General features: G+C 69.1%; 20 protein-coding genes and 1 pseudogene. 7 read left to right on the top strand and 14 right to left on the bottom strand.

The features are described from left to right. Nucleotides 1–16: 16 nt before the first annotated feature. Nucleotides 17–994, bottom strand: a complete 978-nt coding sequence (locus OIE13_RS28760) for an NAD(P)/FAD-dependent oxidoreductase (RefSeq protein WP_326646734.1) — start codon at nt 992–994, stop codon at nt 17–19. Further along, on the bottom strand, nt 991–1308 hold the full coding sequence (gene fdxA, locus OIE13_RS28765; RefSeq protein ID WP_326646732.1) for a ferredoxin: 318 nt from the start codon (nt 1306–1308) through the stop codon (nt 991–993). The genes OIE13_RS28760 and fdxA overlap by 4 nt, the downstream gene beginning before the upstream one ends. Nucleotides 1309–1406: 98 nt before the next feature. Between fdxA and OIE13_RS28770 the strand changes: the two genes are divergently transcribed. From OIE13_RS28770 to serB, 3 genes are all read left to right on the top strand, one after another. After that, nucleotides 1407–2684 carry a hypothetical protein gene (locus OIE13_RS28770; protein WP_326828963.1) on the top strand — a complete coding sequence of 426 codons (1278 nt, stop codon included), beginning with the start codon at nt 1407–1409 and terminating at the stop codon, nt 2682–2684. Nucleotides 2685–2782: 98 nt separating this feature from the next. After that, on the top strand, nt 2783–3574 hold the full coding sequence (locus tag OIE13_RS28775) for an IclR family transcriptional regulator (protein WP_326646730.1): 792 nt from the start codon (nt 2783–2785) through the stop codon (nt 3572–3574). 76 nt (nt 3575–3650) lie between these two features. Further along, the gene (gene serB, locus OIE13_RS28780) at nt 3651–4871 is read left to right on the top strand and encodes a phosphoserine phosphatase SerB (RefSeq protein WP_326646729.1); all 1221 of its coding nucleotides are present in this window, start codon (nt 3651–3653) and stop codon (nt 4869–4871) included. A gap of 42 nt (nt 4872–4913) precedes the next feature. Here the strand turns inward: serB and OIE13_RS28785 are convergent, their stop codons facing one another. The 5 genes from OIE13_RS28785 to OIE13_RS28805 form a co-directional block, all read right to left on the bottom strand. Continuing rightward, the gene (locus OIE13_RS28785; RefSeq protein ID WP_326646728.1) at nt 4914–7007 is read right to left on the bottom strand and encodes an FUSC family protein; all 2094 of its coding nucleotides are present in this window, start codon (nt 7005–7007) and stop codon (nt 4914–4916) included. Nucleotides 7008–7384: 377 nt separating this feature from the next. After that, nucleotides 7385–7858 (bottom strand): SixA phosphatase family protein, encoded by a 474-nt coding sequence (locus tag OIE13_RS28790; RefSeq protein ID WP_326828965.1) that lies wholly within the window; start codon nt 7856–7858, stop codon nt 7385–7387. A 181-nt stretch (nt 7859–8039) separates the two neighbouring features. Further along, complete coding sequence (locus OIE13_RS28795; protein ID WP_326646726.1) at nt 8040–10373, bottom strand: sodium-translocating pyrophosphatase; 2334 nt, start codon at nt 10371–10373, stop codon at nt 8040–8042. A 423-nt stretch (nt 10374–10796) separates the two neighbouring features. Then, nucleotides 10797–11243, bottom strand: coding sequence for an ATP-binding protein (locus tag OIE13_RS28800; RefSeq protein WP_326646725.1), 447 nt, complete (start codon nt 11241–11243; stop codon nt 10797–10799). A 2-nt stretch (nt 11244–11245) separates the two neighbouring features. Next, complete coding sequence (locus tag OIE13_RS28805) at nt 11246–11596, bottom strand: STAS domain-containing protein (protein WP_030916965.1); 351 nt, start codon at nt 11594–11596, stop codon at nt 11246–11248. A gap of 223 nt (nt 11597–11819) precedes the next feature. Between OIE13_RS28805 and OIE13_RS28810 the strand changes: the two genes are divergently transcribed. Next, nucleotides 11820–14102 carry a DEAD/DEAH box helicase gene (locus OIE13_RS28810; protein WP_326646947.1) on the top strand — a complete coding sequence of 761 codons (2283 nt, stop codon included), beginning with the start codon at nt 11820–11822 and terminating at the stop codon, nt 14100–14102. A gap of 208 nt (nt 14103–14310) precedes the next feature. Here OIE13_RS28810 and OIE13_RS28815 read toward each other — a convergent pair whose 3' ends face one another. From OIE13_RS28815 to OIE13_RS28825, 3 genes are all read right to left on the bottom strand, one after another. Continuing rightward, entirely contained in the window at nt 14311–14685 is a 375-nt protein-coding gene (locus OIE13_RS28815) for an Rv3654c family TadE-like protein (protein ID WP_326828966.1), read from the bottom strand. 80 nt (nt 14686–14765) lie between these two features. After that, complete coding sequence (locus OIE13_RS28820) at nt 14766–15155, bottom strand: TadE family type IV pilus minor pilin (RefSeq protein ID WP_326646721.1); 390 nt, start codon at nt 15153–15155, stop codon at nt 14766–14768. Then, entirely contained in the window at nt 15152–15388 is a 237-nt protein-coding gene (locus OIE13_RS28825; protein ID WP_326828967.1) for a DUF4244 domain-containing protein, read from the bottom strand. Before OIE13_RS28825 ends, OIE13_RS28820 begins: the two co-directional genes overlap by 4 nt. Nucleotides 15389–16077: 689 nt before the next feature. Here OIE13_RS28825 and OIE13_RS28830 point away from each other — a divergent pair. From OIE13_RS28830 to OIE13_RS28840, 3 genes and pseudogenes are all read left to right on the top strand, one after another. Continuing rightward, nucleotides 16078–16686: a helix-turn-helix domain-containing protein gene (locus OIE13_RS28830; RefSeq protein ID WP_326828968.1), complete on the top strand. Its 609-nt coding sequence runs from the start codon at nt 16078–16080 to the stop codon at nt 16684–16686. Continuing rightward, on the top strand, nt 16659–17210 hold the full coding sequence (locus OIE13_RS28835) for a transposase (RefSeq protein ID WP_326830281.1): 552 nt from the start codon (nt 16659–16661) through the stop codon (nt 17208–17210). Before OIE13_RS28830 ends, OIE13_RS28835 begins: the two co-directional genes overlap by 28 nt. An 89-nt stretch (nt 17211–17299) precedes the next feature. Further along, nucleotides 17300–18306 (top strand): annotated as a pseudogene (locus OIE13_RS28840) (IS5 family transposase). A 34-nt stretch (nt 18307–18340) separates the two neighbouring features. Here the strand turns inward: OIE13_RS28840 and OIE13_RS28845 are convergent. The 4 genes from OIE13_RS28845 to OIE13_RS28860 all read right to left on the bottom strand — a co-directional run bounded on the left by OIE13_RS28845 (nt 18341) and on the right by OIE13_RS28860 (nt 21589). After that, on the bottom strand, nt 18341–18931 hold the full coding sequence (locus tag OIE13_RS28845; RefSeq protein WP_326830317.1) for an IS630 family transposase: 591 nt from the start codon (nt 18929–18931) through the stop codon (nt 18341–18343). Continuing rightward, complete coding sequence (locus OIE13_RS28850) at nt 18865–19473, bottom strand: helix-turn-helix domain-containing protein (RefSeq protein ID WP_326828969.1); 609 nt, start codon at nt 19471–19473, stop codon at nt 18865–18867. Before OIE13_RS28850 ends, OIE13_RS28845 begins: the two co-directional genes overlap by 67 nt. An 829-nt stretch (nt 19474–20302) precedes the next feature. Continuing rightward, nucleotides 20303–21019, bottom strand: coding sequence for a GntR family transcriptional regulator (locus OIE13_RS28855; protein ID WP_326828970.1), 717 nt, complete (start codon nt 21017–21019; stop codon nt 20303–20305). Nucleotides 21020–21034: 15 nt separating this feature from the next. Beyond that, nucleotides 21035–21589: a GntR family transcriptional regulator gene (locus OIE13_RS28860; protein WP_326828971.1), complete on the bottom strand. Its 555-nt coding sequence runs from the start codon at nt 21587–21589 to the stop codon at nt 21035–21037. Nucleotides 21590–21611 lie beyond the last annotated feature (22 nt).

Below are 21611 nucleotides of genomic sequence, written 5' to 3' on the forward strand. Positions count from 1 at the left end.
CTACCGACTGTCAAGCTCAGGCCGCATCGGAAGAATGACCCGGAGTGGTACCGAGGGCGGGATTCACCAGGGGCGCCAGGTTGTTGACCGCCGCCGCGGCCTCGCCGAACCCGACGGAGATCAACCTGACCTTGCCGTCGTAGTCGCTGATGTCCCCCGCGGCGAACACCCTGGGCAGGTTCGTCCTCATCGACCGGTCGACGAGCACGTGCCGTTTTCGCAGTTCAAGGCCCCACTTCTGGACAGGCCCGAGGTCGGCGACGAAACCGAGGGCCGCCACGACGGTCTGGGCGGGCAGCGTGATGCGGTCGCCCTCCTTGACCTTCTCGACGACGACCTCCGCGACCTGGGGGTCGCCGCCGATCTCGGCGATCTCGTACGGCGTCAGCACCCGTACCGACGACGTGTGCAGCGTCGCCACGCTGCGCTCGTGCGCACGGAAGACGGGCCTGCGGTGCACGAGCGTCACCGAGCGCGCCAGCGGCTCCAGGGCGAGTGCCCAGTCCACCGCGGAGTCGCCGCCGCCGACCACCACGACGTCGTGGCCGGCCACCTCGTCCAGCCTGCGGACGAAGTAGCGCAGCCCGCGGCCCAGGTAGTCCTCGCCCACGGGCAGTTCCCGAGGGGTGAAGGTGCCGATGCCCCCGGTGAGGAGCACGGCCTTGGCATGTACCCGGGTGCCCGCGTCGGTGACGACCTCCACGCCCTCCTCGTCGTGCAGCAGCTCGCAGGCGCTCTCCCCGAGCAGGAAGAGCGGATCGGCCTGCGCCGCCTGCGCCACCAGCTCGTCGACCAGTCGCTGGCCTTTCACCGAGGGAAACCCCGCGATGTCGAAGATGTCCTTCTCCGGGTAGAGCGCCGAGATCTGGCCGCCGGGCTCGGGCAGCGAGTCGATCACGGCGACGGACATGCCGCGAAAGCCCGCGTAGTAGGCGCCGTACAGCCCCGAGGGGCCCGCGCCGATGATCACTAGGTCGACGTCGTACGCCGTCACGACCCACCGCCGGGAGGCACCGCGGCGGGATGGTCGCTGCCGGTACGGCCGATCTTCCTGGCGCCTCCGGGAGAGCCCAGATCGGCGAAGAACCCGGCGTTGATCTCGGCGAACCTGGCCGTCTCCGCCGGGAGGTCCTCCTGATGGAAGATCGACGTCACGGGGCAGACAGGCTCGCACCGGCCACAGTCGACGCACTCATCCGGGTGGATGTACATCATCCGGTCACCCTCGTAGATGCAGTCGACCGGGCACTCCTCGACGCACGATCTGTCCTGCACGTCCACACACGCGTCGGTCACGACGTAGACCATCAGTCCTCCCTCGTCGGCAACGTGGGGGAACAGTAGGATCCAGCCGCAAGCATTGTCAATATGCGAGATGGCGTCTTGCATAGAGTTAATATGTGGGCATGAAGAGCGACGCCCTGCGAAACCTGCGGCACGCCACAGTCGCGGCGATCTCCAGCGAGCCGATCATCGAGGCGATCCGGGTGATGGCCGCCGGCCCCAGCCCTCGGGGCCGGGAGCGCGCGACCGCGACCCGGCTGGCGGCGTGGGCCCGGAACCGCTGGCCCGAGCTGCCCTGGAACATCGAGGCGGTCGGGGACGAGGGGGCGAACCTGACGTCCACCACCGGCGGCTCGGGGCCCGAGCTGCTCCTCTACTCCCACCTGGACACCTCCCTGTCCGGCGACGTCGCACACGACCGGTGGGCGACCGGGATCGACGGACCGGTGGCGCCGCTCTCCCTCGATCCGGCGTCCGGCCTGCTGGCGGGTTTCGGCCTCGGCGTCGCCCGCGCACCTGCCGCCGCGGCGCTGGCGGGATACGCGGCCGCGGCCGCGACCCTGCGACGCGACGGCCTGCCGCACCGCCTCTCCCTGCTCCTGGCCTCAGGCGGCACGCACTCGTCGCCGTTCGCCCCCGCGGGGCCCTCAGGCATCGACGAGCATCTCCGGTCACACCCGCTGCCCTCGGCCGCGGTGGTCGCCAAGTGCGGCCCGCGCGGCGTCCTCCACGAGGAGCCGGGGGCGATCTTCCTTCGCGTACGGCTGACCGGCCCCTACCGGCCGGTGCTGGCCAGGGACGCCGGTGGCGGGCTCCTCGCCAACCTGGGCGCCGCCACCGCGATCCTGGAGTCCTGGCGCACCGAGCACGTGGCGGCCAGGGCGGGCGCCGGACGCCAGCTCGCCGCCGAGGCCGGCATCGGCGCGATACGGGGAGGGCTCCTGGAGAAGCCCGACCTGCTGCCGGGCGTCGTGGAGCTCCACCTCTACCTGGTCACCGTCCCCGGCGACGACCCTGACGAGATCGCCCAGACCGTACTCGCCAGGATGCGGGCCGGAATCCCCGGCGGGCCGCTGGACGGCTGCGGGGTGAGCGTGGACGCGCGGATGGTCCATCCCGCCGGGGTGACCTCACCTGACGCCCCGGTGATCCGCCACGCGATCGCCGCCTGGCACGACGAGCACGGCGAACCCCCGCCCGCCGTCTCCGGCTGGAAGGGCTCGACGGACGGCGTGGTGCTGCGCGGCCACGGGATCCCGACCGCCAGGGTCGGCCCGGCGGCCGGAGCCGATCCGGCCGACCCCCGGCGGGACGTCTTCGATCCGCTGACGCTGGTGCGCTTCGCCCGCCTGTACGCCGGGATCTCCGTCAGGCACGCGCTCGGCGATGTCGACGAGTAGGGACATCGACATTAAATGTTATGAATGGCAGGATGCTGTCTCGCAATGCAAAATGCATACCGTCGCTGAGCCTCCATACATAACGCGAAGGAACCGACATGGGTGACGACCCCGCGCCTAGCCTGAAGGGGGTCGCCGGCGAGAACAGAACCCCGGCGATCCAGACCGTCCAGCGGGCCGCGATGATCCTCAGCGCGTTCACGGTGAGCCGCCCGCACCTGACGCTCAATCAGCTCACCGCCAGCCTGGGCACCAGCAAAGCCACCGCGCACCGATACACCAAGGCCCTGCGTGAGAGCAATCTGCTGCGCTACGACGAGCGCGAGGCGCTGTACTCCCTGGGACCGCAGATCCTCACCCTCTCCGCCGCCGCCCGCGTCGGCATGCCCGTGATCGGCATCGCCGGGCCGTACATGCAGCGGCTGGTCAGGGAGATCGACGAGACCGTCGTGCTGAGCGTCTGGGACGGCGACACCGCCGTCGTCGTCCGCGTCGACGACAACACCGACCGCACCATAAGGGTCAGCGTCCGGATGGGCTCCCGCCTCTCACGGACCGAGTCGGCCCAGGGCCGGGTCTTCTGCGCCTTCCTCCCCGCGGAGGATGTTCCCGGCCTCGAAACGCAACTCGCCGCCTCCCCCGAGCTCCGCCAGGAACTCGTGAAGATCCGCGAGGACAACATCTCGGCCAACACCCCCTCCGTCAACGGCGTGCGCAGCATCGCCTCCCCCGTGTTCCGCGGCCCGGTTCTGCTGGCCGCGATGGCGATCGTCGGCACGACCTCCTCGGTTCCCACGGGCACCCACTCCCCGCTCGCCGAAGCCCTCAAACAGGCCGCGGCCGAGGTGACGGCTGAGCTGGGCAGGGAGCAGACACCCCCTGGTCACTGACGTTCCGTGAACTCCGGGCGTCCGGATGATGAACCACATTCACGGTCGAAACCGGAGCCAAGTAGCGTAGGAACCGATGAACCAGCGCACGCTTCTGATCACGTTGACCGGGCCGGACCGACCAGGCGTGACCTCACGCCTCTTCTCGGTCCTGGCCGGATTCCCCGTCGTCGTCGCCGACGTGGAGCAGGTCGTCATCCGCGGTCGGCTCACCCTCGGCGTCCTTGTCTCCTACGCGGGCGATCCACCGACCGGCACCGGCGGCACCCTCGGTGCCCTCTGGACCGCCGTCGAACGGACCGCCGAGGACCTCGGTCTGCACGTGGAGATGTCCACCGGCTCCGACCCGAAAGAGAAGCGGCGCAGGGGACGGCTCAACGTCACCGTGCTCGGCGCACCGCTGCAGCCCGCCGCCATGGCGGGCATCGCGGGGCGCATCGCCGCGGCCGGTGCCAACATCGACCGGATCGAGCGCCTGTCCAGCTACCCGGTGACCTGCATCGAGCTCTCCCTCTCCGGTGCCGACCCCGACACCCTGCGGGCCGAGCTGGCCATCGAGGCGCACGCCCAGCAGGTGGACGTGGCGGTGCAGCGGACCGGCCTGCACCGCAGGGCCAAGCGGCTGATCGTGATGGACGTCGACTCGACGCTCATCCAGGCCGAGGTGATCGAACTGCTGGCGGCGCACGCCGGCTGCCTGGACGAGGTCGCCAGGGTCACCGAGGAGGCGATGCGCGGCGAGCTCGACTTCGCCGAGTCACTGCGTCGCCGGGTCGCACTGCTGGAGGGCCTCTCCGAGGAGGTCTTCGAGAAGGTGCGCGAGGAACTCGTGCTGACCCCGGGCGCCCGCACGCTGGTACGGACCCTCAAGCGGCTCGACTACCGGTTCGCGATCGTCAGTGGCGGTTTCACGCAGCTCACCGATGCCCTCGTGGACGACCTCGGGATCGACTACTCCGCGGCCAACACCCTGGAGGTCGTCGACGGCGTGCTCACCGGGCGGGTCGTCGGGGAGATCGTCGACCGGCCCGGCAAGGCGCGGGCGCTGGAGCGCTTCGCCCGCGAGGCGGGGATCCCGATCAGCCAGACCGTCGCCATCGGCGACGGCGCCAACGACCTGGACATGATCGCGGCGGCCGGCCTCGGCATCGCGTTCAACGCCAAGCCCGTGGTCCGCCGCGCCGCGGACACCGCGGTCAACGTGCCCTACCTCGACTCGATCCTCTACCTGCTCGGCATCCCCCGTGCCGAGGTGGAGGACGCCGACGCCGAGGACGGCGTCATCACCGCCCGCTGAACACACCCGCCCCGGCCGCCTTCGCTCCGCGGACGATCGCGGCTACCGGGTCCTCGGGGCGGTGAGGGAGGCCAACCGTACGGCTTCGGCGCTGAGACCCCGCAGGGCGGGCCGCGCGGCGGCGGCGTGCCTGATGCCGCGCCGCAGGCCCGTCATCCTGTCGCCCACCCCCTCGGCCAGCTCGTCCAGGCGGCGGGCGGCCAACTCGTCCACGTACGCGCCGACCTCGTCGAGAGCCCTGTCCAGATCGTCGGGCGGCGTTCCCGGCCGTTCTGTCCTGACCTCCTCCGCGGCCCTCTCCAACCGGTCGGCGACCAGGTCGAGGACCGTCATCGCGGGCCCGGGCTCGTTCCCGGGTGGCGGTATCGCGAACAGCGCGAGCGCGTTGTCCCGCAGCCGCCCGGCCGCCGTCACCGAATCCCGCAGGCGTCGCGGCGCACCGCCGCCCGGTTCCTTGTCCAGCCTGTCGAGTGAGTCGGCGAGCCGCCCGGCGGCATCGGACGCCGAGGAGATCCGGGCGTTCACCTCCTCGGGGTCCTGGTCGATCAGTGACCGCACCAGCGCGGCGTGCCGATCGAGCATCTCCGCGATCTGGGCGGTCAGCCTGGCCCGGTGCCCCCTGGGCCACAGCAGCCGGGCGAAGAGCAGCGCCAGCACGCCACCCATGATCGTGAGCACCACCCTGGCCGCGGCCGCACCCCAGTCGAGCGAAAGGGCGAAGTCGGCCAGCATCAGCGAGAGCGGTGTGGCGAGGATCATCCAGTACCCATAGCTGTACCCGCGCAGCGCGAAGCCCAGCGCCGCGCAGACAGAGATGAACAACGTCAGATACAGATGACCCGGAGCGACCGCCAGCACCGCCGCCCCGGCCACCGCGCCCACGGCCGTACCCAGCACCCGCAGCAGCACCCGATCCACCGTGTCGCGATAGGTCGGGCGAAGACTGACGGCCACGGTCACCACGAACCACTTGGCATAGTGCTCGTGGATCACCAGCATCAGCACCATGGCCACGGTCACCGCCAGGCCCACCCGGACCGGGTGGTAACCGGCCGTGATCACCGGTTTTCCGGACCGTACGAACCTCGGCAGGCGCGGCCCCACCTCGACACCCTCGGCCGCCTGCCGCTCCACCGAGCGCACCGCCATCGCGATCCGGTCCACGCACCGGCTCACCTGCCCCAGCAGCGCGGCCCCGGGCAGCGGCACCTCACCCGCGCGGGCGCCCCTTCGGATCTCCTCCACCCTGTCGGCGAACCGCCCGACGGCGGCCAGCGCCCCCGGCATCCCGGCCGAGCCGCCGAGCAGTACCGCCTCTCGCAGCGCGCGGGCCAGCATCCCGACCGCCTCGTCCAGTTCCCGGGTCCACTCCGTCCCGATCCCCGCCTCCATGGCCGCCGCGCGCAGCACGCGCAGCGCGATCGTCTGCTGGAAGATGCGAGTCAGCGTGGCCGGGAGCCGCTCCGACGACCCGTCCTCCTCCTGGGAGACCCGGTAGCGGGAGAGCGCCCTGTCCAGGTCCTTCAGCGCGGTGTCGGCCCGGCGGCGCAACGACTCCCAGCTCTCGTCCGCGAGCGGTGCCCGCCCTCCGGCGGCCAGGAGGTCGGCGAGCGCCGTACCGGCCTCCTCCACCGCCTTGCGAAGCGGCTGGAGGCGGCGTAACGGCCAGATCACCATGACCAGCAGCACGGCCAGCAGGCCACCGCAGGCCGAGGCCCCCATGTGGAACAGAACGCCCGTTGTGGAAGACGCGAAGTAGGTCAGGGTCACGGAGAGAATCGCGGGTATGCCCAGCGCCCGCCAGTAAATGGCCGCCGCCGCGACCAGGCCGACCACCACGGCGGCGATCGGCCACGGGTGGGGATGGATGAGCGCGCCGAGTCCGGCGCCGAGCGTGACGGTGGCCGTGGTGACCAGCAACCTTCTGACCCGGTCACCGTACGGCTGTCCGGGGGCATCACCGAAGAGCGTCAGATAGCCGCCCAGAGCCGCCGAGGCGCCCTCCTGGAGGTGACCGAGGAGGACGCCGAGCAGCAACGGGAGGGAGACGACCAGCATGCACAGCAGGCCGTACCCCCAGTTAGGACGCCCGGAGGGCCGAAAGTCGGCGCGCAGCGCGTCGGCGATCCTCCGCATGCCACCCCCAATCCCAGGAGACGGACACCTGGCACGCCTCCCCGAGTGCCCCGGGCACCCCCGAGCACCCCCGAGCACCCCCGAGCACCCCCGAGCACCCCCGAGCGCCCCCGAGTGCCCTGTGCGCCCCGTGCCCCCGAGTGCGCTGTCAGGCTCCCCGGGGCCTTCACCCGTGCCTTCGTCGCACCTCGGTACTGCCTGTGCGGCTCCGCATGGCCTGCGCGACCTGTGTAGCCTGCGCGGCTCTGCGTGACTTTGCAGCGGCTTGCGCGGCTCTGCAGCGGTTTGCTGGCTTGCGTGGCTCTGCGTCGGCTTGCGTGGCTCTGCGTCGGCTTGCGTGGCTCTGCGTGGCCGGTGTTCCTCGACCGGGCCGGGCCTCAGTGCCCCTTCGGGCTCCACCAGGCGACCACCCGGCCGGCGTCGAGCTCCGCCCACTCGCCGTCCACCTCGATGACGGCGAACGCCCCGGGCGAGAACCCGGTGTCGTCGTCACCTTTGGTGAGCTCCCTGACCAGCTCCTGGACGCCGGGGTTGTGCCCGACCAGGACCAGCGTGCGCACCTGCGGATCACTCCGTCGAATCAGCGTCAGCAACTCGTCGGGGTAGGCCTCGTAGATGGCCGGTTCGAAAAGGACGTCCGCATCGGGAAGGGCCAGGCCGGCGGTCTGCCGGGTCCGCACCGACGGCGAGCAGACCACCAGGTCGGGGCGGAGATCCAGGCCGGCGAGGGCCTTAGCCACCTTGTGAGCGTCGTGCTCGCCGTCCTTGCTTAGGGGACGCTCGCGATCGGCGAGACCGGCGGCGCTGACCGCCTTGGCGTGGCGCAGGACGACGAGCGTGCGCGCCGTCATCTCGAAGCCCACATGGCGAGGCCCACGATCACCGCGAACACCGCGGCCATCGCCAGCAGGATGAGGACGAGTGTTCTGCCTCCGGAGGGCTGCTGTTCCATACCGGCCAGTTTCCCACCAGGAGGGCCCGCACATGCGAAAGGGGTGCACGCGGCCCGTGCACCCCTTCGTCAAACCTTGCTCAGCTGGAGACCTGCTCCGGCTCGCGGTCGGTGTTGTTCTCCTCCGTCGGGGCGATGCCCGCCGAACGACGCTTGGAGATGACGACCGCGGCGACGACGATGCCGACCGCGACCACCGTGATGCCGATGCGCAGCACCGGGTTGTCGGCGTAGGCCACCACGGCCGGGGCCACCAGCAGAGCCACCAGGTTCATCACCTTGAGGAGCGGGTTGATCGCCGGTCCGGCGGTGTCCTTGAACGGGTCACCGACGGTGTCACCGATGATGGTGGCCTCGTGGGCCGGAGAGCCCTTGCCGCCGTGGTGACCGTCCTCGACCAGCTTCTTGGCGTTGTCCCAGGCACCGCCGGAGTTGGCCAGGAACACCGCCATGAGCGTGCCGCACGCGATGGCACCGGCCAGGAACGCGCCGAGCGGCGCGTAGCCGAGGGCGAAACCGACGGCGATCGGGGTCAGCACCGCCAGCAGACCTGGCGTGGCCAGCTCCCGCAGCGAGTCGCGGGTGCAGATGTCCACCACCCTGCCGTAGTCGGGCAGCTCCGTACCGGCCATGATCCCCGGCTTGGTGCGGAACTGCTCGCGCACCTCGAAGACCACCCGGCCGGCCGCGCGGCCGACCGCCATGATCGCAAGGCCGGAGAACATGAACACCACCGCGGCGCCGATGATCAGGCCGACCAGCACGTTCGGGGAGTCGACGCTCAGGCTGAACGTGCTGAAGGAGCCCAGCGCCTCCTTGGCGGACGCGCTCGCCTTGACCAGCTCGCCCTCGACCGCCGTACGGAACGCGCCGAACAGCGCGGTCGCGGCGAGCACGGCCGTGGCGATCGCGATGCCCTTGGTAATGGCCTTGGTGGTGTTTCCGACGGCGTCCAGCGAGGTGAGGACCTGGGCGCCCTCGCCCTCGACGTCGCCGGACATCTCGGCGATGCCCTGGGCGTTGTCGGAGACAGGGCCGAAGGTGTCCATCGACACGATCACGCCGACCGTGGTCAGCAGGCCCGTACCCGCCAGCGCCACGGCGAACAGCGCGACGGTGACGTTGCCGAAGCCCAGCAGGAACGCCCCGTAGACGGCGGCTCCGATGATCAGCGCGGAGTAGACGGCCGACTCCAGGCCGACGCTGATGCCGGACAGGATGACCGTGGCGGGACCGGTGCGGGAGCTCTCTCCGATGTCCCGCACCGGACGGCGGTTCGTCTCGGTGAAGTAGCCGGTGAGGATCTGGATGGCGCTTGCCAGCACCAGGCCGATGAGCACCGCCCCGATCGCGATCAGGCGCGGGTCCGAGGTGATCGCGGCGATCTCCGGGCTCACACCGGACAGTCCGGAGAAGCTCTCCGGCAGGTAGAGGTAGGCCGCGACGGCGACGAGGACGGCCGAGATGGCCGCCGAGATGAAGAAACCCCGGTTGATCGCGGCCATCGCGTTGCGGTCGCCGGCGCGCGGTGCGGTGACGAAGATACCGATGATCGCCGTGATCACACCGATCATCGGCACGATCAGCGGGAACACCAGTCCCTCGACGCCGAAGGCCACCTTGCCCAGGATCAGGCTGGCGACGAGCATGACCGCGTAGGACTCGAACAGGTCGGCGGCCATGCCCGCGCAGTCGCCCACGTTGTCGCCCACGTTGTCGGCGATGGTGGCGGCGTTGCGCGGGTCGTCCTCGGGAATGCCCTGCTCGACCTTGCCGACCAGGTCGGCGCCGACGTCGGCGGCCTTGGTGAAGATGCCGCCGCCGACTCGCATGAACATCGCGAGCAGCGCGGCACCGAAGCCGAAGCCCTCCAGCACGGCCGGGGCGTTGCCCCCGTAGGTGATCACCACCACGGCCGCGCCGAGAAGGCCCAGGCCAACGGTGATCATTCCGGCCACGCCGCCGGTGCGGAAGGCGATCCGCATCGCGACCTTTTCACCCGACTCGCGGGCGGCGGCGGCGACGCGGACGTTGCCGCGGACCGCCAGCCACATGCCGATGAATCCGGTCAGCGCGGAGAACAACGCGCCGACAACGAAGAAAGCCGATCTGCCGATCCTCACGCCGGTCGTCTCCGCCGGGAGGAGGTACAGCAGGAACGGGATCAGGACGACGAACAGCGCGAGCGTCCGGAACTGCCGCGTAAGGTACGCGGAAGCCCCTTCCTGGACGGCTCGCGCGATGTTCTGCATACGTTCGGTGCCTTGGCCGGCGGCCAGCACCTCCCGCACCAGTGTGCCGGCGACGGCGAGTGCGAGCAGGGCCACGACGGCGACCACGATCACGATGTTGAAGTGGTAGCCACTCAGGGATACCGCTGGCTCTTCGACAGCGGCGAGATGGAGCACAGACATCCGACTCTCCTTGGCAAGACGGGAACACGTCCTGCCCGGAGTGCGCTGCTATGGGTGTTAGACGAGCGAGGCGGCGCACATCCGGGATGGTTGGCAGTGCCGCTTCCAGTTGCAGACCCCCACGGAGGGCGGCTCGCGTGCGGGCCGCTCCGAAGGATAAACCTTGGCCGGTTCCGGGAGTCTACGCAGCAAGGACGCGGATATGAAGCCTCTGCCCACGGACAATTGACGCCGAGTCCAGCACCTTTTACCGACCGGCCTGCTTATAACGGCATTTCGCCTGTCACACCTACCCCACCAGCCCCTGTTTCCACTCGATTTCAGCTGAGGTGTATCGCGATTATGTTCCATCCGAAACCGGGTGCCCCATGACGAACAGCCGGGCGTGTCCACGTGGACACGCCCGGCTGTCAAAGTCTTCTGTCAGGCCGGAGACAGACCGTTCGTCGCCGCCGGCCAGCTCATGCGGATGCACATGCCCTTCTGGCTCGGGTAGACCTGAACGTCGTCGGCCAACCCCGCGATGACCGCGATGCCGAAGCCGGACATCAGGTCATCGGGAAGTTGCTCGAACGGATCGTCGAGCCCCAGGAGGCCGCGATCGTGCTCCAGCTCATCACTGGGGGCGGAGTCGGTGACGGTCACCTCGAAGCGCCCCAGGTCATCACGTAGCTCGATACGGATCGGCTCTCCCGGACAGTGGAGGCGGTGTGCCTCCACGGCCCGAGAGCACGCCTCACCGACAGCGAGCCTTACCTCATCCAGCAACGACTCCTGCACACCGGTGCGCCTGGCGATCGCCGTGGCGACCAGACGTGCCGTCCGCACATGCGCGGGGAGAGCACTGAACGTCAGTTCAACGGTAGCCACGACTACTTGTCTCGACCGTGAGCTTCCTTGGCCTCGTCGACCGAGGCGTAGATACCGAAGACCTTCGTCAGCCCGGTGATCCGGAAAATCTTCAGGATGCGCTCCTGAGTGCAGACAAGCTCCAGTGAGCCATCATGCGCCCTAACTCGCTTGAGCCCGCCGACCAGGACACCAAGGCCCGTGGAGTCAAGGAAGTCGACCTTCTCCATGTTGACGAGCAGGTGGAAATTCCCCTTGTTGACCAGGTCGATCAAGAGCTCACGCAATCTGGGCGCGGTGTAGACATCAATCTCACCCTCGACCTCAACGATGGTGAGACGGTCCTCGGAATGGTGGTCCAACTTCAGATCCACAGATCCTCCAGCGCCTTGCCTGCGAAAGTACCGATTCGAGCATGCCCTCCTGGGACCGGATGACCCCCGGACGACAAGCCCCGACGCGCGGCATTCAACCATGCGTACGCTCAGTGTCTATACGAAATCACGATTCCCGGCGACTCTGCCCACAGATGTGAGACTGAAACCAGTGACCCCGCCCTCATCCTCGTCCCTCCGAGCGGGTACCGCCCTCAATCGCCTGCTCGATGTTCCCTCACGTCGCGAACGTGTCACCCACGTTGAGCACGTTCCCGCACGTCAGGCCGGTGAGACCCGATGGCCGGACTGGGTTGACCAGCGATTGGTTACGCGCTGGGCGAACCACGGCGTTTCCGGCCTGTGGCCCCATCAGGCCGAGGCCGCCGAGCTGGCCCACCGTGGCCAAAACGTGATCATCTCCACCGGGACCGCCTCGGGCAAATCCCTCTCCTACCTGGTCCCGGCGCTTTCCGCGACGCTTGACGGCGGCACGATCCTCTACCTGTCCCCCAGCAAGGCTCTGGCCGCCGACCAGCTCCGCGCGCTGCGCGAACTCGACCCGCCCGAACTCCGTGCCGCCACCTACGACGGCGACACCTCCTTCGAGGAGAGGACCTGGGTACGCAGGCATGCCAACTACGTCCTCACCAACCCGGACATGCTCCATCGCGGCCTGCTGCCCCGTCACGCCCAGTGGTCGGCCTTCTGGCGGCGGCTCCGGATGGTCGTCGTGGACGAGTGCCACGGCTATCGGGGCGTGTTCGGCTCCCACGTCGCCCAGATCCTGCGCCGCCTGCGCCGGATCTGCGCGCGCTACGGCTCGCGACCGACCTTCCTGCTCTCCTCGGCGACGGCCAGCGAGCCCGGGACCTTCGCGAGGCGCCTGACGGGCCTCCAGATGGCCGAGGTGACCACGGACGCCTCTCCCCGAGGCTCGACCACCTTCGCACTGTGGGAACCGCCCCTGACCGACCTGCGGGGCGAGGGCGGGGCACCCGTCCGCCGCCCCGCGACCGCCGAGAGCGCTGACCTCCTGGCCGACCTCGTCGTCTCCGACGTGCGGACCCTGGCCTTCGTCCGCTCCCGGCGGGCCGCCGAGTCCGTGGCCCTCACCACACGGGCCAGGCTCGGCGACCTGGTGGCCGACGGGAGCGCGCCCGCGGACCTGCCCGACAAGGTGGCGGCCTACCGGGCGGGATACCTGGCCGAGGATCGCAGAGAACTGGAAAAGGCACTGCGCTCAGGTGAGCTGCTCGGCCTGGCGACGACCAACGCCCTGGAACTCGGCGTCGACGTCTCCGGGCTGGACGCCGTGCTCATCGCGGGGTGGCCGGGAACCCGCGCGTCACTCTGGCAGCAGGCAGGGCGGGCCGGACGGGACGGGCAGGACGCGCTGGCGGTGCTGATCGCCAGGGACGACCCCCTGGACACCTATCTCGTCCACCATCCCGAAGCCCTGTTCGGCAGGCCCGTGGAGACGATCGTGCTCGATCCCGGCAACCCGTACGTGCTGGGCCCTCACCTGTGCGCGGCGGCCGCCGAGATCCCGCTGACCCACGACGACATCGACATCTTCGGCCCGGCCAGCAAGGAGGTGCTCGCGGATCTGGTCGGTGACGGGCTGCTCAGGGAGCGCGCCGCGGGCTGGTTCTGGACCAGCAGGGGACGCGCCACCGACCTCGCCGACATCCGGGGGGCGGGCGCCGCACCGGTCCAGGTCGTCGAGATGTCCACCGGACGGCTGCTCGGCACCGTGGACGAGCCCTCTGCTCACTCCGCCGTGCACACCGGCGCCGTCTACGTGCACCAGGGAGAGACGTTCCTGGTGGCCGAACTCGACCTGGAGGCGGGGGTCGCGCTGGTCGAGGCCGGAACACCCGACTACACGACCTTCGCCAGGGATGTCACCGATATCTCGGTCATCGAGTCCTTCAGCTCGCATCCTCTCGGTCCCGGAGAGCTCCACTTCGGCTCGGTGGAGGTGACCAGCCAGGTCGTGGCCTATCTCAAGCGCGGAACCCAGGGCGGTGCGCTCATGGGAGAAGAACCCCTGGACCTGCCCCCGCGCACACTGAGGACCCGCGCCGTCTGGTGGACGCTGCCCACCTCGGCGATCATCCCCCTGATCGAGGACGGCCTGGACCTCGGCGGCGCCGCGCACGCGGCCGAGCACGCCTCCATCGGCCTGCTGCCGCTCTTCGCGACCTGCGACCGCTGGGACATCGGCGGCGTCTCCACCGAACTCCACCCCGACACCGGGCTGCTCACCGTCTTCGTCTACGACGGTCACGAGGGCGGTGCCGGCTTCGCCGAGCGCGGTCACGCCCGCGCGCGTGACTGGCTCACGGCCACCCGCGAGGCCATCGCCTCGTGCGAGTGCCAGCGCGGCTGCCCCTCGTGCATCCAGTCCCCCAAGTGCGGCAACGGCAACGAACCTCTCGACAAGGCCGGAGCCCTCCGCCTGCTGGCCGTCCTGCTCTCCTCCGACGAGCCGCAGCTGTGAGGGCCGCGGAACACACCGGCAGCGGGCCGGGGCGCCGGCCTGGCCAACACCCCGATCCACACAATCCGCTTCACGCCGGCGGGAACGTCTTGCCGACTGCCACTGGCGGGCCCAACCCATCTGTGATCAAGCTATTTATGATCAAGCTTCCCAGGATCCTTATCTGGTCGGCTCCCATCGGATTCTCGACGTGCTTTCATCCCCTCCGTCACCGGTCTGAATCAGCGATGTGAACAGGGCCGGCACGTGCCCTGGCGTTGATCGCCACCTCTCCTTTCAAGAGGAGTGAAACGTCCATGGTCACCTCGATCTCCGCGATGCCGTCATTTCCCACAGAACAGCGGGTGACCCTGACCCCGTTGTCCGCGGCGAGCAGGGAGGCCCTCGCGCAACTCCGGTCCGGGTCCGCGAAGGCCAGCCGAGCGGCGGTGAGCGCGCTCAGGTCGGCGGCACTCTGCGCTCGGTGACGCGCGACCCGAGCCGTGCCCGCGACCATGACCGCCGCCGCGACCGCGAAGAGCAACGCCATGAGCCCGACCGTCCAGATGGTGGCCGACCCCCGCTCGGCCCCACCGTCATCCATGTCCTGCGGGCAGGGCTTGTCCCCCGTGAAGCCGCAAAAGCGGCTTGACGAGAAGCCACCCTCCCCGGGGAGCGAAGGAGTCACGGGCCTACCAACTCCAGCCCTGGCTCGGTGACGGAGGCGGCACTCGCGTGAACGGTGACGCCCGGGAGCGAGGCGCCCCAGCGAGGCCTGACGTTCACCGACACCTCCACCCGTGCCACCTCCGCACTCCGGGTCACCGTGACAGTCGCGCCCGCGGGAGCCGCGGACAGAGCGCTGCCTCGGACCCGCTCCAGCGACTCACCGCGTGACGCGGCCCGAGCCCCGGCCCGGGCCGCGTCCACACACTCCAGCTGCGCCTCGACCGCTGCCACCGCCCAAAGCCCGGCTCCCAGCACGACCAGGAGGGCGGGCAGCACCGCGGCTGTCTCCGCGGTCACCGACCCCCTGGTCCGGCGCGAGAGGGGCACCGCCACCCGGAGGATCATCCCGCCACGGTCAGCGCTCGGTTGATCAGAGTTGTGATCATCTGTTGGACGTCGGGACTCGTCACCACCTTGAAGAGAAGGGCGGCGAAGGCACAGGCGGCGATCGTTCCGACCGCGTACTCGGCGGTGGACATGCCACGGTCGCGTCGCGCGCCGGTGGTCAGCAGCGCCCACCGGGCACGCAGCCATCGCAACCGATCACGTCGCCCACGAATCGCGCTCGTTCGAGCCATCTGCTCCTCCTGGAGATCCCCGCCGAGCCCACCGCCCGGCATCGGTCACGCCAGGGTTCTCCATGCGCCTGCGGTCCCGTCAATCCGAACGCCATTCTGTGGATAACGCCGTAGGCCCGCCCCTCAATTGGGGATACCGCACTCAGGCGCCGGGCGGTGCGCGCGGGTCGGCGTGACCCCGCACGAACGCGAAGATGATCCGTCACCCTTCGTCGGTAATGGCCCGCCGCCCTTCCGCAAGGAACGTCGAACTCTCCACAACCAGGGAAAACGTGGCACAACGCCAAAGCGCGAAACACTCCCTCAACCGGAGGAAGCCACTTCAGGCCCTAGATGGCGAGATTTCAGGATGCTTGTCCACAGCCCCTATCGATCTTCTGTGGATAACCCGGAGATTTGAGGAAAAACCTGTGGATAACTCAAGGAAGTGGCAGCCGACGTGACCGCTCTAGCCGGGCCTGCGTGCTGAAACGGGCGTGCTTACCGGTCAGGGATAGGGCAGCCCCGATGGTGAGTGTCACCACCTCTTCACCTCGTATCGGAAACTGTGGCTGTCAGCGGACACGGTCGACGTTCACTGCCACCGCGGACGGCCAGAGCCTAGGGACCTGGGCCCTAGTGCTGCGTTCCTGAATGGGGGCGGAGATCCCTGCTGACCTGGGGTGATGATGGTCTCAGGGGGGATTGTCATGCCGAAACTGCTGCATGCGCGTCCACCGATGGACGCCGAAGAGAAACGACAGATCTGCAAGCTGGCCGGGGCCCGTCATGCCCCGGCCGACTGGATCATGAGAGCGCGGATCATCGTGTTCAGCTGGCGGGGGCTGCGCACCAGCGCCATCGCCGCCAAGCTGGGCTGTCACATGCAGACCGTGCGCGAGCGGATCGAGCGCTTCAACGCCGAGGGCCTGGCCGGGCTGGGCGACCGGCCCGGGGCAGGCCGCAAACCACGCATCACCGAGCTCGAACGCGGACAGCTCATCGCGCTGGCACGCTCGACTCCGCCCGGACGGCCGGTCCGCGACGAGGCCGGGGACCTGGCCGCAGACGAGGAGGCCGGCCCCGCCGAGTGGACGCTGGACAGCCTGACCGCCGCCGCCCGCGCGCAGGGCATCGTCATCGCGCGCAGCCAGGTCCGCCGGATCCTGCTCAAAGAGAAGGTCCGCTGGCGGCACACCCGCTCCTGGACCACCTCGACCGATCCGGACTTCGCCCCAAAAGGGCCGAGGTCATCGCCCTCTACACCGACCCGCCGCCGACCACCACGGTCATCTGCGCCGACGAGCTGGGGCCGGTGACCCCGCGCACCTTCCCACCGGCGCCCGGCTGGTCGGTCGACGGACACCGGATCAAAGCACCGCTGACCTACTCCCGCGGCACCGACAAGACCTGGGTATACGGCGGCCTGCGCATCCGCGACGGCATCGAGCTCACCTTCTGCGCTCCCTCGCGCAACAGCGACGGCTGGATCGGGCTGCTTCAGCAGATCGCCAGGGCCAACCGGCGCGGTGCGATCGTGGTCATCACCGACAACCTCTCCAGCCATTCCAGCTGGAAGGTCCGCCAATGGCTACTGCGTCACCCGCGCATCCGCCAGGTGTTCATCCCGATCAAAGCCTGCTGGCTGAACCTGGCCGAGGGCTGGTGGCGGCTGCTGCGCAAGGCGGCGTTCGCCGGGCAGACCTTCGCCGACGCCACCGAGATCGCCCACGCGGTCACCCTCGCCACCGTGCAACTCAACGCCCATGCTCATCCCTGGGTTTGGGGGCGACCGCCCCCGCAGCCCCGAGCCCTGCGCCGCAAATTCGTCTACCTGCTATGAGGAACGCAGCACTAGGGCCTGTTCCAGGTTCAGATCACTGTTCGGTTGAACCGGCCATCTGATCACCCTCGGACTGGTAAACGTCTTGAGTGACGCGTGGTGATCTGACGGATTCCGAGTGGGAGTTGATCGAGCCGCACTTGCCGCTGGGTGAGCGCGGACCGATCCCTGACCTGCGCAAGCAGCTGAACGGCGTGATGTGGCGGTTCCGTACCGGAAGCCCGTGGCGCGACCTACCCGAGTGCTACGGCTCCTGGTCGACCGTCTATGGCCGCTTCCAGCAGTGGGCGCTCAATGGCACCTTCGAGACGCCGATGGAGCAGATGATCGCCGAGGCCGCCCGGCGCGGGCAGGTCGATCTCGGCCTGGTCAGCGTGGACTCCACCGTCGCGCGCGCCCACCACCACGCCGCCGGCATGGCGATCGATCCCAAGCTGCTCCAGGAGTTGGAGAAGGCCGCCGAGGAGGAAAAGGGGCTGCGCCAAAGGGACAAACCGCCCCAGTGACGGCAACGGACGACACGGCCGACGCCGAGGCAGAGGCCATGCGCGTCCAGCGCCGCCGGGTGCGACGACGCCTCAAGGTCCGCCTCAAAGCCGCCGCCCTGGGCCGCTCGCGGGGCGGGCTGACCGTCAAGACGCACCTGTCCACCGACCGCCGCTGTCGCCCGCTGTCTTTCGTGGTGACGCCCGGCCAGGCCGCCGACAGCCCGCGCTTCGCCGCTGTCCTTGACCGCGTCAAGGTCCGCGGACCGGTCGGCCGGCCCCGCACCCGGCCCGACGCGGTCGCCGCCGACAAGGCGTACTCCTCCCGCGCCAACCGCGTCTACCTGCGCCGACGCAACATCCGGGCGGTGATCCCGGAGAAGGTGGACCAGGCCGCCAACCGGAAGAAGCGGGGCTCGCGGGGCGGCCGCCCAATCTCCCACGACGCCGGACTCTACAAGGACCGGAACACGGTCGAGCGCGGTATCAACAAGATCAAGGAGTGGCGAGGGCTGGCCACGCGCTACGACAAGACCCCCGCCAGCTACCTCGCCGGACTCCACTTACGCGGAGCGGTCATCTGGCTCCGCAGCCTCCACCCCGCAGCATGATCCGAACTCAGAACAGCCCCTAGTGCTGCGTTCCTCATAGCAGGTAGACGAATTTGCGGCGCAGGGCTCGGGGCTGCGGGGGCGGTCGCCCCCAAACCCAGGGATGAGCATGGGCGTTGAGTTGCACGGTGGCGAGGGTGACCGCGTGGGCGATCTCGGTGGCGTCGGCGAAGGTCTGCCCGGCGAACGCCGCCTTGCGCAGCAGCCGCCACCAGCCCTCGGCCAGGTTCAGCCAGCAGGCTTTGATCGGGATGAACACCTGGCGGATGCGCGGGTGACGCAGTAGCCATTGGCGGACCTTCCAGCTGGAATGGCTGGAGAGGTTGTCGGTGATGACCACGATCGCACCGCGCCGGTTGGCCCTGGCGATCTGCTGAAGCAGCCCGATCCAGCCGTCGCTGTTGCGCGAGGGAGCGCAGAAGGTGAGCTCGATGCCGTCGCGGATGCGCAGGCCGCCGTATACCCAGGTCTTGTCGGTGCCGCGGGAGTAGGTCAGCGGTGCTTTGATCCGGTGTCCGTCGACCGACCAGCCGGGCGCCGGTGGGAAGGTGCGCGGGGTCACCGGCCCCAGCTCGTCGGCGCAGATGACCGTGGTGGTCGGCGGCGGGTCGGTGTAGAGGGCGATGACCTCGGCCCTTTTGGGGCGAAGTCCGGATCGGTCGAGGTGGTCCAGGAGCGGGTGTGCCGCCAGCGGACCTTCTCTTTGAGCAGGATCCGGCGGACCTGGCTGCGCGCGATGACGATGCCCTGCGCGCGGGCGGCGGCGGTCAGGCTGTCCAGCGTCCACTCGGCGGGGCCGGCCTCCTCGTCTGCGGCCAGGTCCCCGGCCTCGTCGCGGACCGGCCGTCCGGGCGGAGTCGAGCGTGCCAGCGCGATGAGCTGTCCGCGTTCGAGCTCGGTGATGCGTGGTTTGCGGCCTGCCCCGGGCCGGTCGCCCAGCCCGGCCAGGCCCTCGGCGTTGAAGCGCTCGATCCGCTCGCGCACGGTCTGCATGTGACAGCCCAGCTGGGCGGCGATGGCGCTGGTGCGCAGCCCCCGCCAGCTGAACACGATGATCCGCGCTCTCATGATCCAGTCGGCCGGGGCATGACGGGCCCCGGCCAGCTTGCAGATCTGTCGTTTCTCTTCGGCGTCCATCGGTGGACGCGCATGCAGCAGTTTCGGCATGACAATCCCCCCTGAGACCATCATCACCCCAGGTCAGCAGGGATCTCCGCCCCCATTCAGGAACGCAGCACTAGCACGGTCCATCAGGGTCGCGTCCACGGATGTGGTGTACGAGCATCCGAATCCGGTAAGCCGGTCACGGTGGAAAAGCGCGGCGTCGTCCGTGGGGAAAAGCGCGGCGAGGGCGGTGGAGTGCTTCAGGGCCGCTCGCTGGTGTCGCGTCGTGCGGGGTCGAAGGTCAAAAGCGCGCCGAGGACCGTGGAGTGGCCCCAGACCGCCCATCGGTACGGGTCCGCCGCGGTGCGGCAGGATCCGGGGCCGCTCCTCGCCGCCGCCTCGCGCGGGGCTCTCGCCGTGCGGGGCTTTCGCCGTGCGGGGTACGAAGGTCCGCGGGGTGTCCGGTCATGGGCCGCCCTCGGCCGGGGGGGTGGGGACGAATCGGGCCTGCCACCACGAAAAGCGGCCCACCCAGGGGGCGGGAGTGGCGCCTTCCTTGATCGGGGTGAATCCGCACGCCACCAGCGTGCCAACTCACCCCGATCATGGAAAATCCCCGATCGTCACCACCACGGCCCCGCCTCCACGCCCGCCATGACCCGCTTTGCCCCCTCCCGGAGCTCCACCGGCCCGCCCCCTGTCACCCACACCCGACCAACGCCCGCCACCACCCCTCACGATGCGTTACCGGTGAGCGGTCCCAGACCACTCCAGCGCCCTCGCTGCGCTTTTCCCCACGGACTACGCCGTGCTTTTCAACGGCGATCAGCCAGGCGCGACGCAGGTACCGATCTCAAACACTCGTATACCACCTGCGCGGGCGCGACCTCCATCAGTCGACGACCTGCTGATACGAGAGCTCGTAGAGGTGGCCACCCTTGATCAGGATTGAGACCTCCACCGGCCGCCTCAGGTCGCTGTAGATCACCCGAAACTGGCGAAATACCGGTACATCGGTCGGAAGGTCCAGCCTCTCGACCTCCTTCGTGGTGGGTTGCCGCACCGAGATGCGGTCCTCGAAGTGTCGCTCCGGAAACCCGAGATCGGCCAGTGCTTGAGGTGCCCCGCCGCGGATCTTTCCACGACCTGCCAGGGGACTTCCGGAGGCGATGTGGGGTGGGTAGTACGACCATGACAGCTCAACGGGCGCGCCGTCGTGCAGCAGTAGCCGGTGACGCATGATGACCGGATCGCTGTGCGGAATGGTGAGAGCCGCAGCGACGTCGGTCGGCGGTTCCACCTCGCCGACCTGAAGCAGCTCGTAGCTGTAGCCACGCGGAGCTGGGGCGTTGTAGGCAGCGGCTTCGACAACGAAGGGCTGCCTGTCTCGTACGAAAACGCCTTTTCCTGCGTGGCCACGTACGACCCCTTCCTCCTTCAAAGATTGCAGAGCACGCTGGATCGTCGCGTTGGCTGCGCTGAAGCGCGCCACCAGGTGTGGCGTCGAAGGGAGCTGCCGGCCCGGCTTCAGAGCGCCGGACATGATCTCAGCGCGCAGCTCTGCAGCGATCTGCTGATGACGAGGACGAGGGTCCAGCCGCCTTGCCAAGATTGTCGGGTCTCCTCATTGAATGATCATTTTGTATCGCAGTTCACGGCCGTCGGCGATCATCGTCATTACGGCGACCTCAATCGGCACTCCGTCGTTGGTTCGTAGCACCCGAGTGAGGACCAGGACCCAGTCCTCCGGTCGGATATCAAGCAGGTCTTGCTCTGGAAGGGTTGAGGGGCGCGCTATGACGCCTTCCTCCGCACTGTGTGGCTGGTAGCCGAGTTCGGCAAGCATGGTAGGGGCTCCGCCCGGAATCTTGCGCGCTTCGGCCAGCGGTGTGTCGCGGGCGATCGTCACGGGGTAGTAGGAGTCTGCGAGTTCTGTCGGGCGCCCGTCCAGGAGTACCAGCCGGCGACGAACAATCGCCGTGTCCCCGGGATCGAGGCCGAGGACTTGAGCAACCACTTGTGGCGGGTGGACCTCTTCCACGGTGCGGAGTTGATGAGTGCCGATGTGACCTTGCTGAGCGGCCTCTTCCGCCCAGGGATCTGACTCTCCAGGACGGCGAGGTCTCACATAGGGCGCAGAAACGCTGACCCAGCCTGTGTCCGCCACGCGCTCCTCCATGGGTCATGAAAGGCCATTTAGC

Origin of the sequence: Streptosporangium sp. NBC_01810 (assembly GCF_035917355.1) — a bacterium.
Taxonomy (GTDB): domain Bacteria; phylum Actinomycetota; class Actinomycetes; order Streptosporangiales; family Streptosporangiaceae; genus Streptosporangium.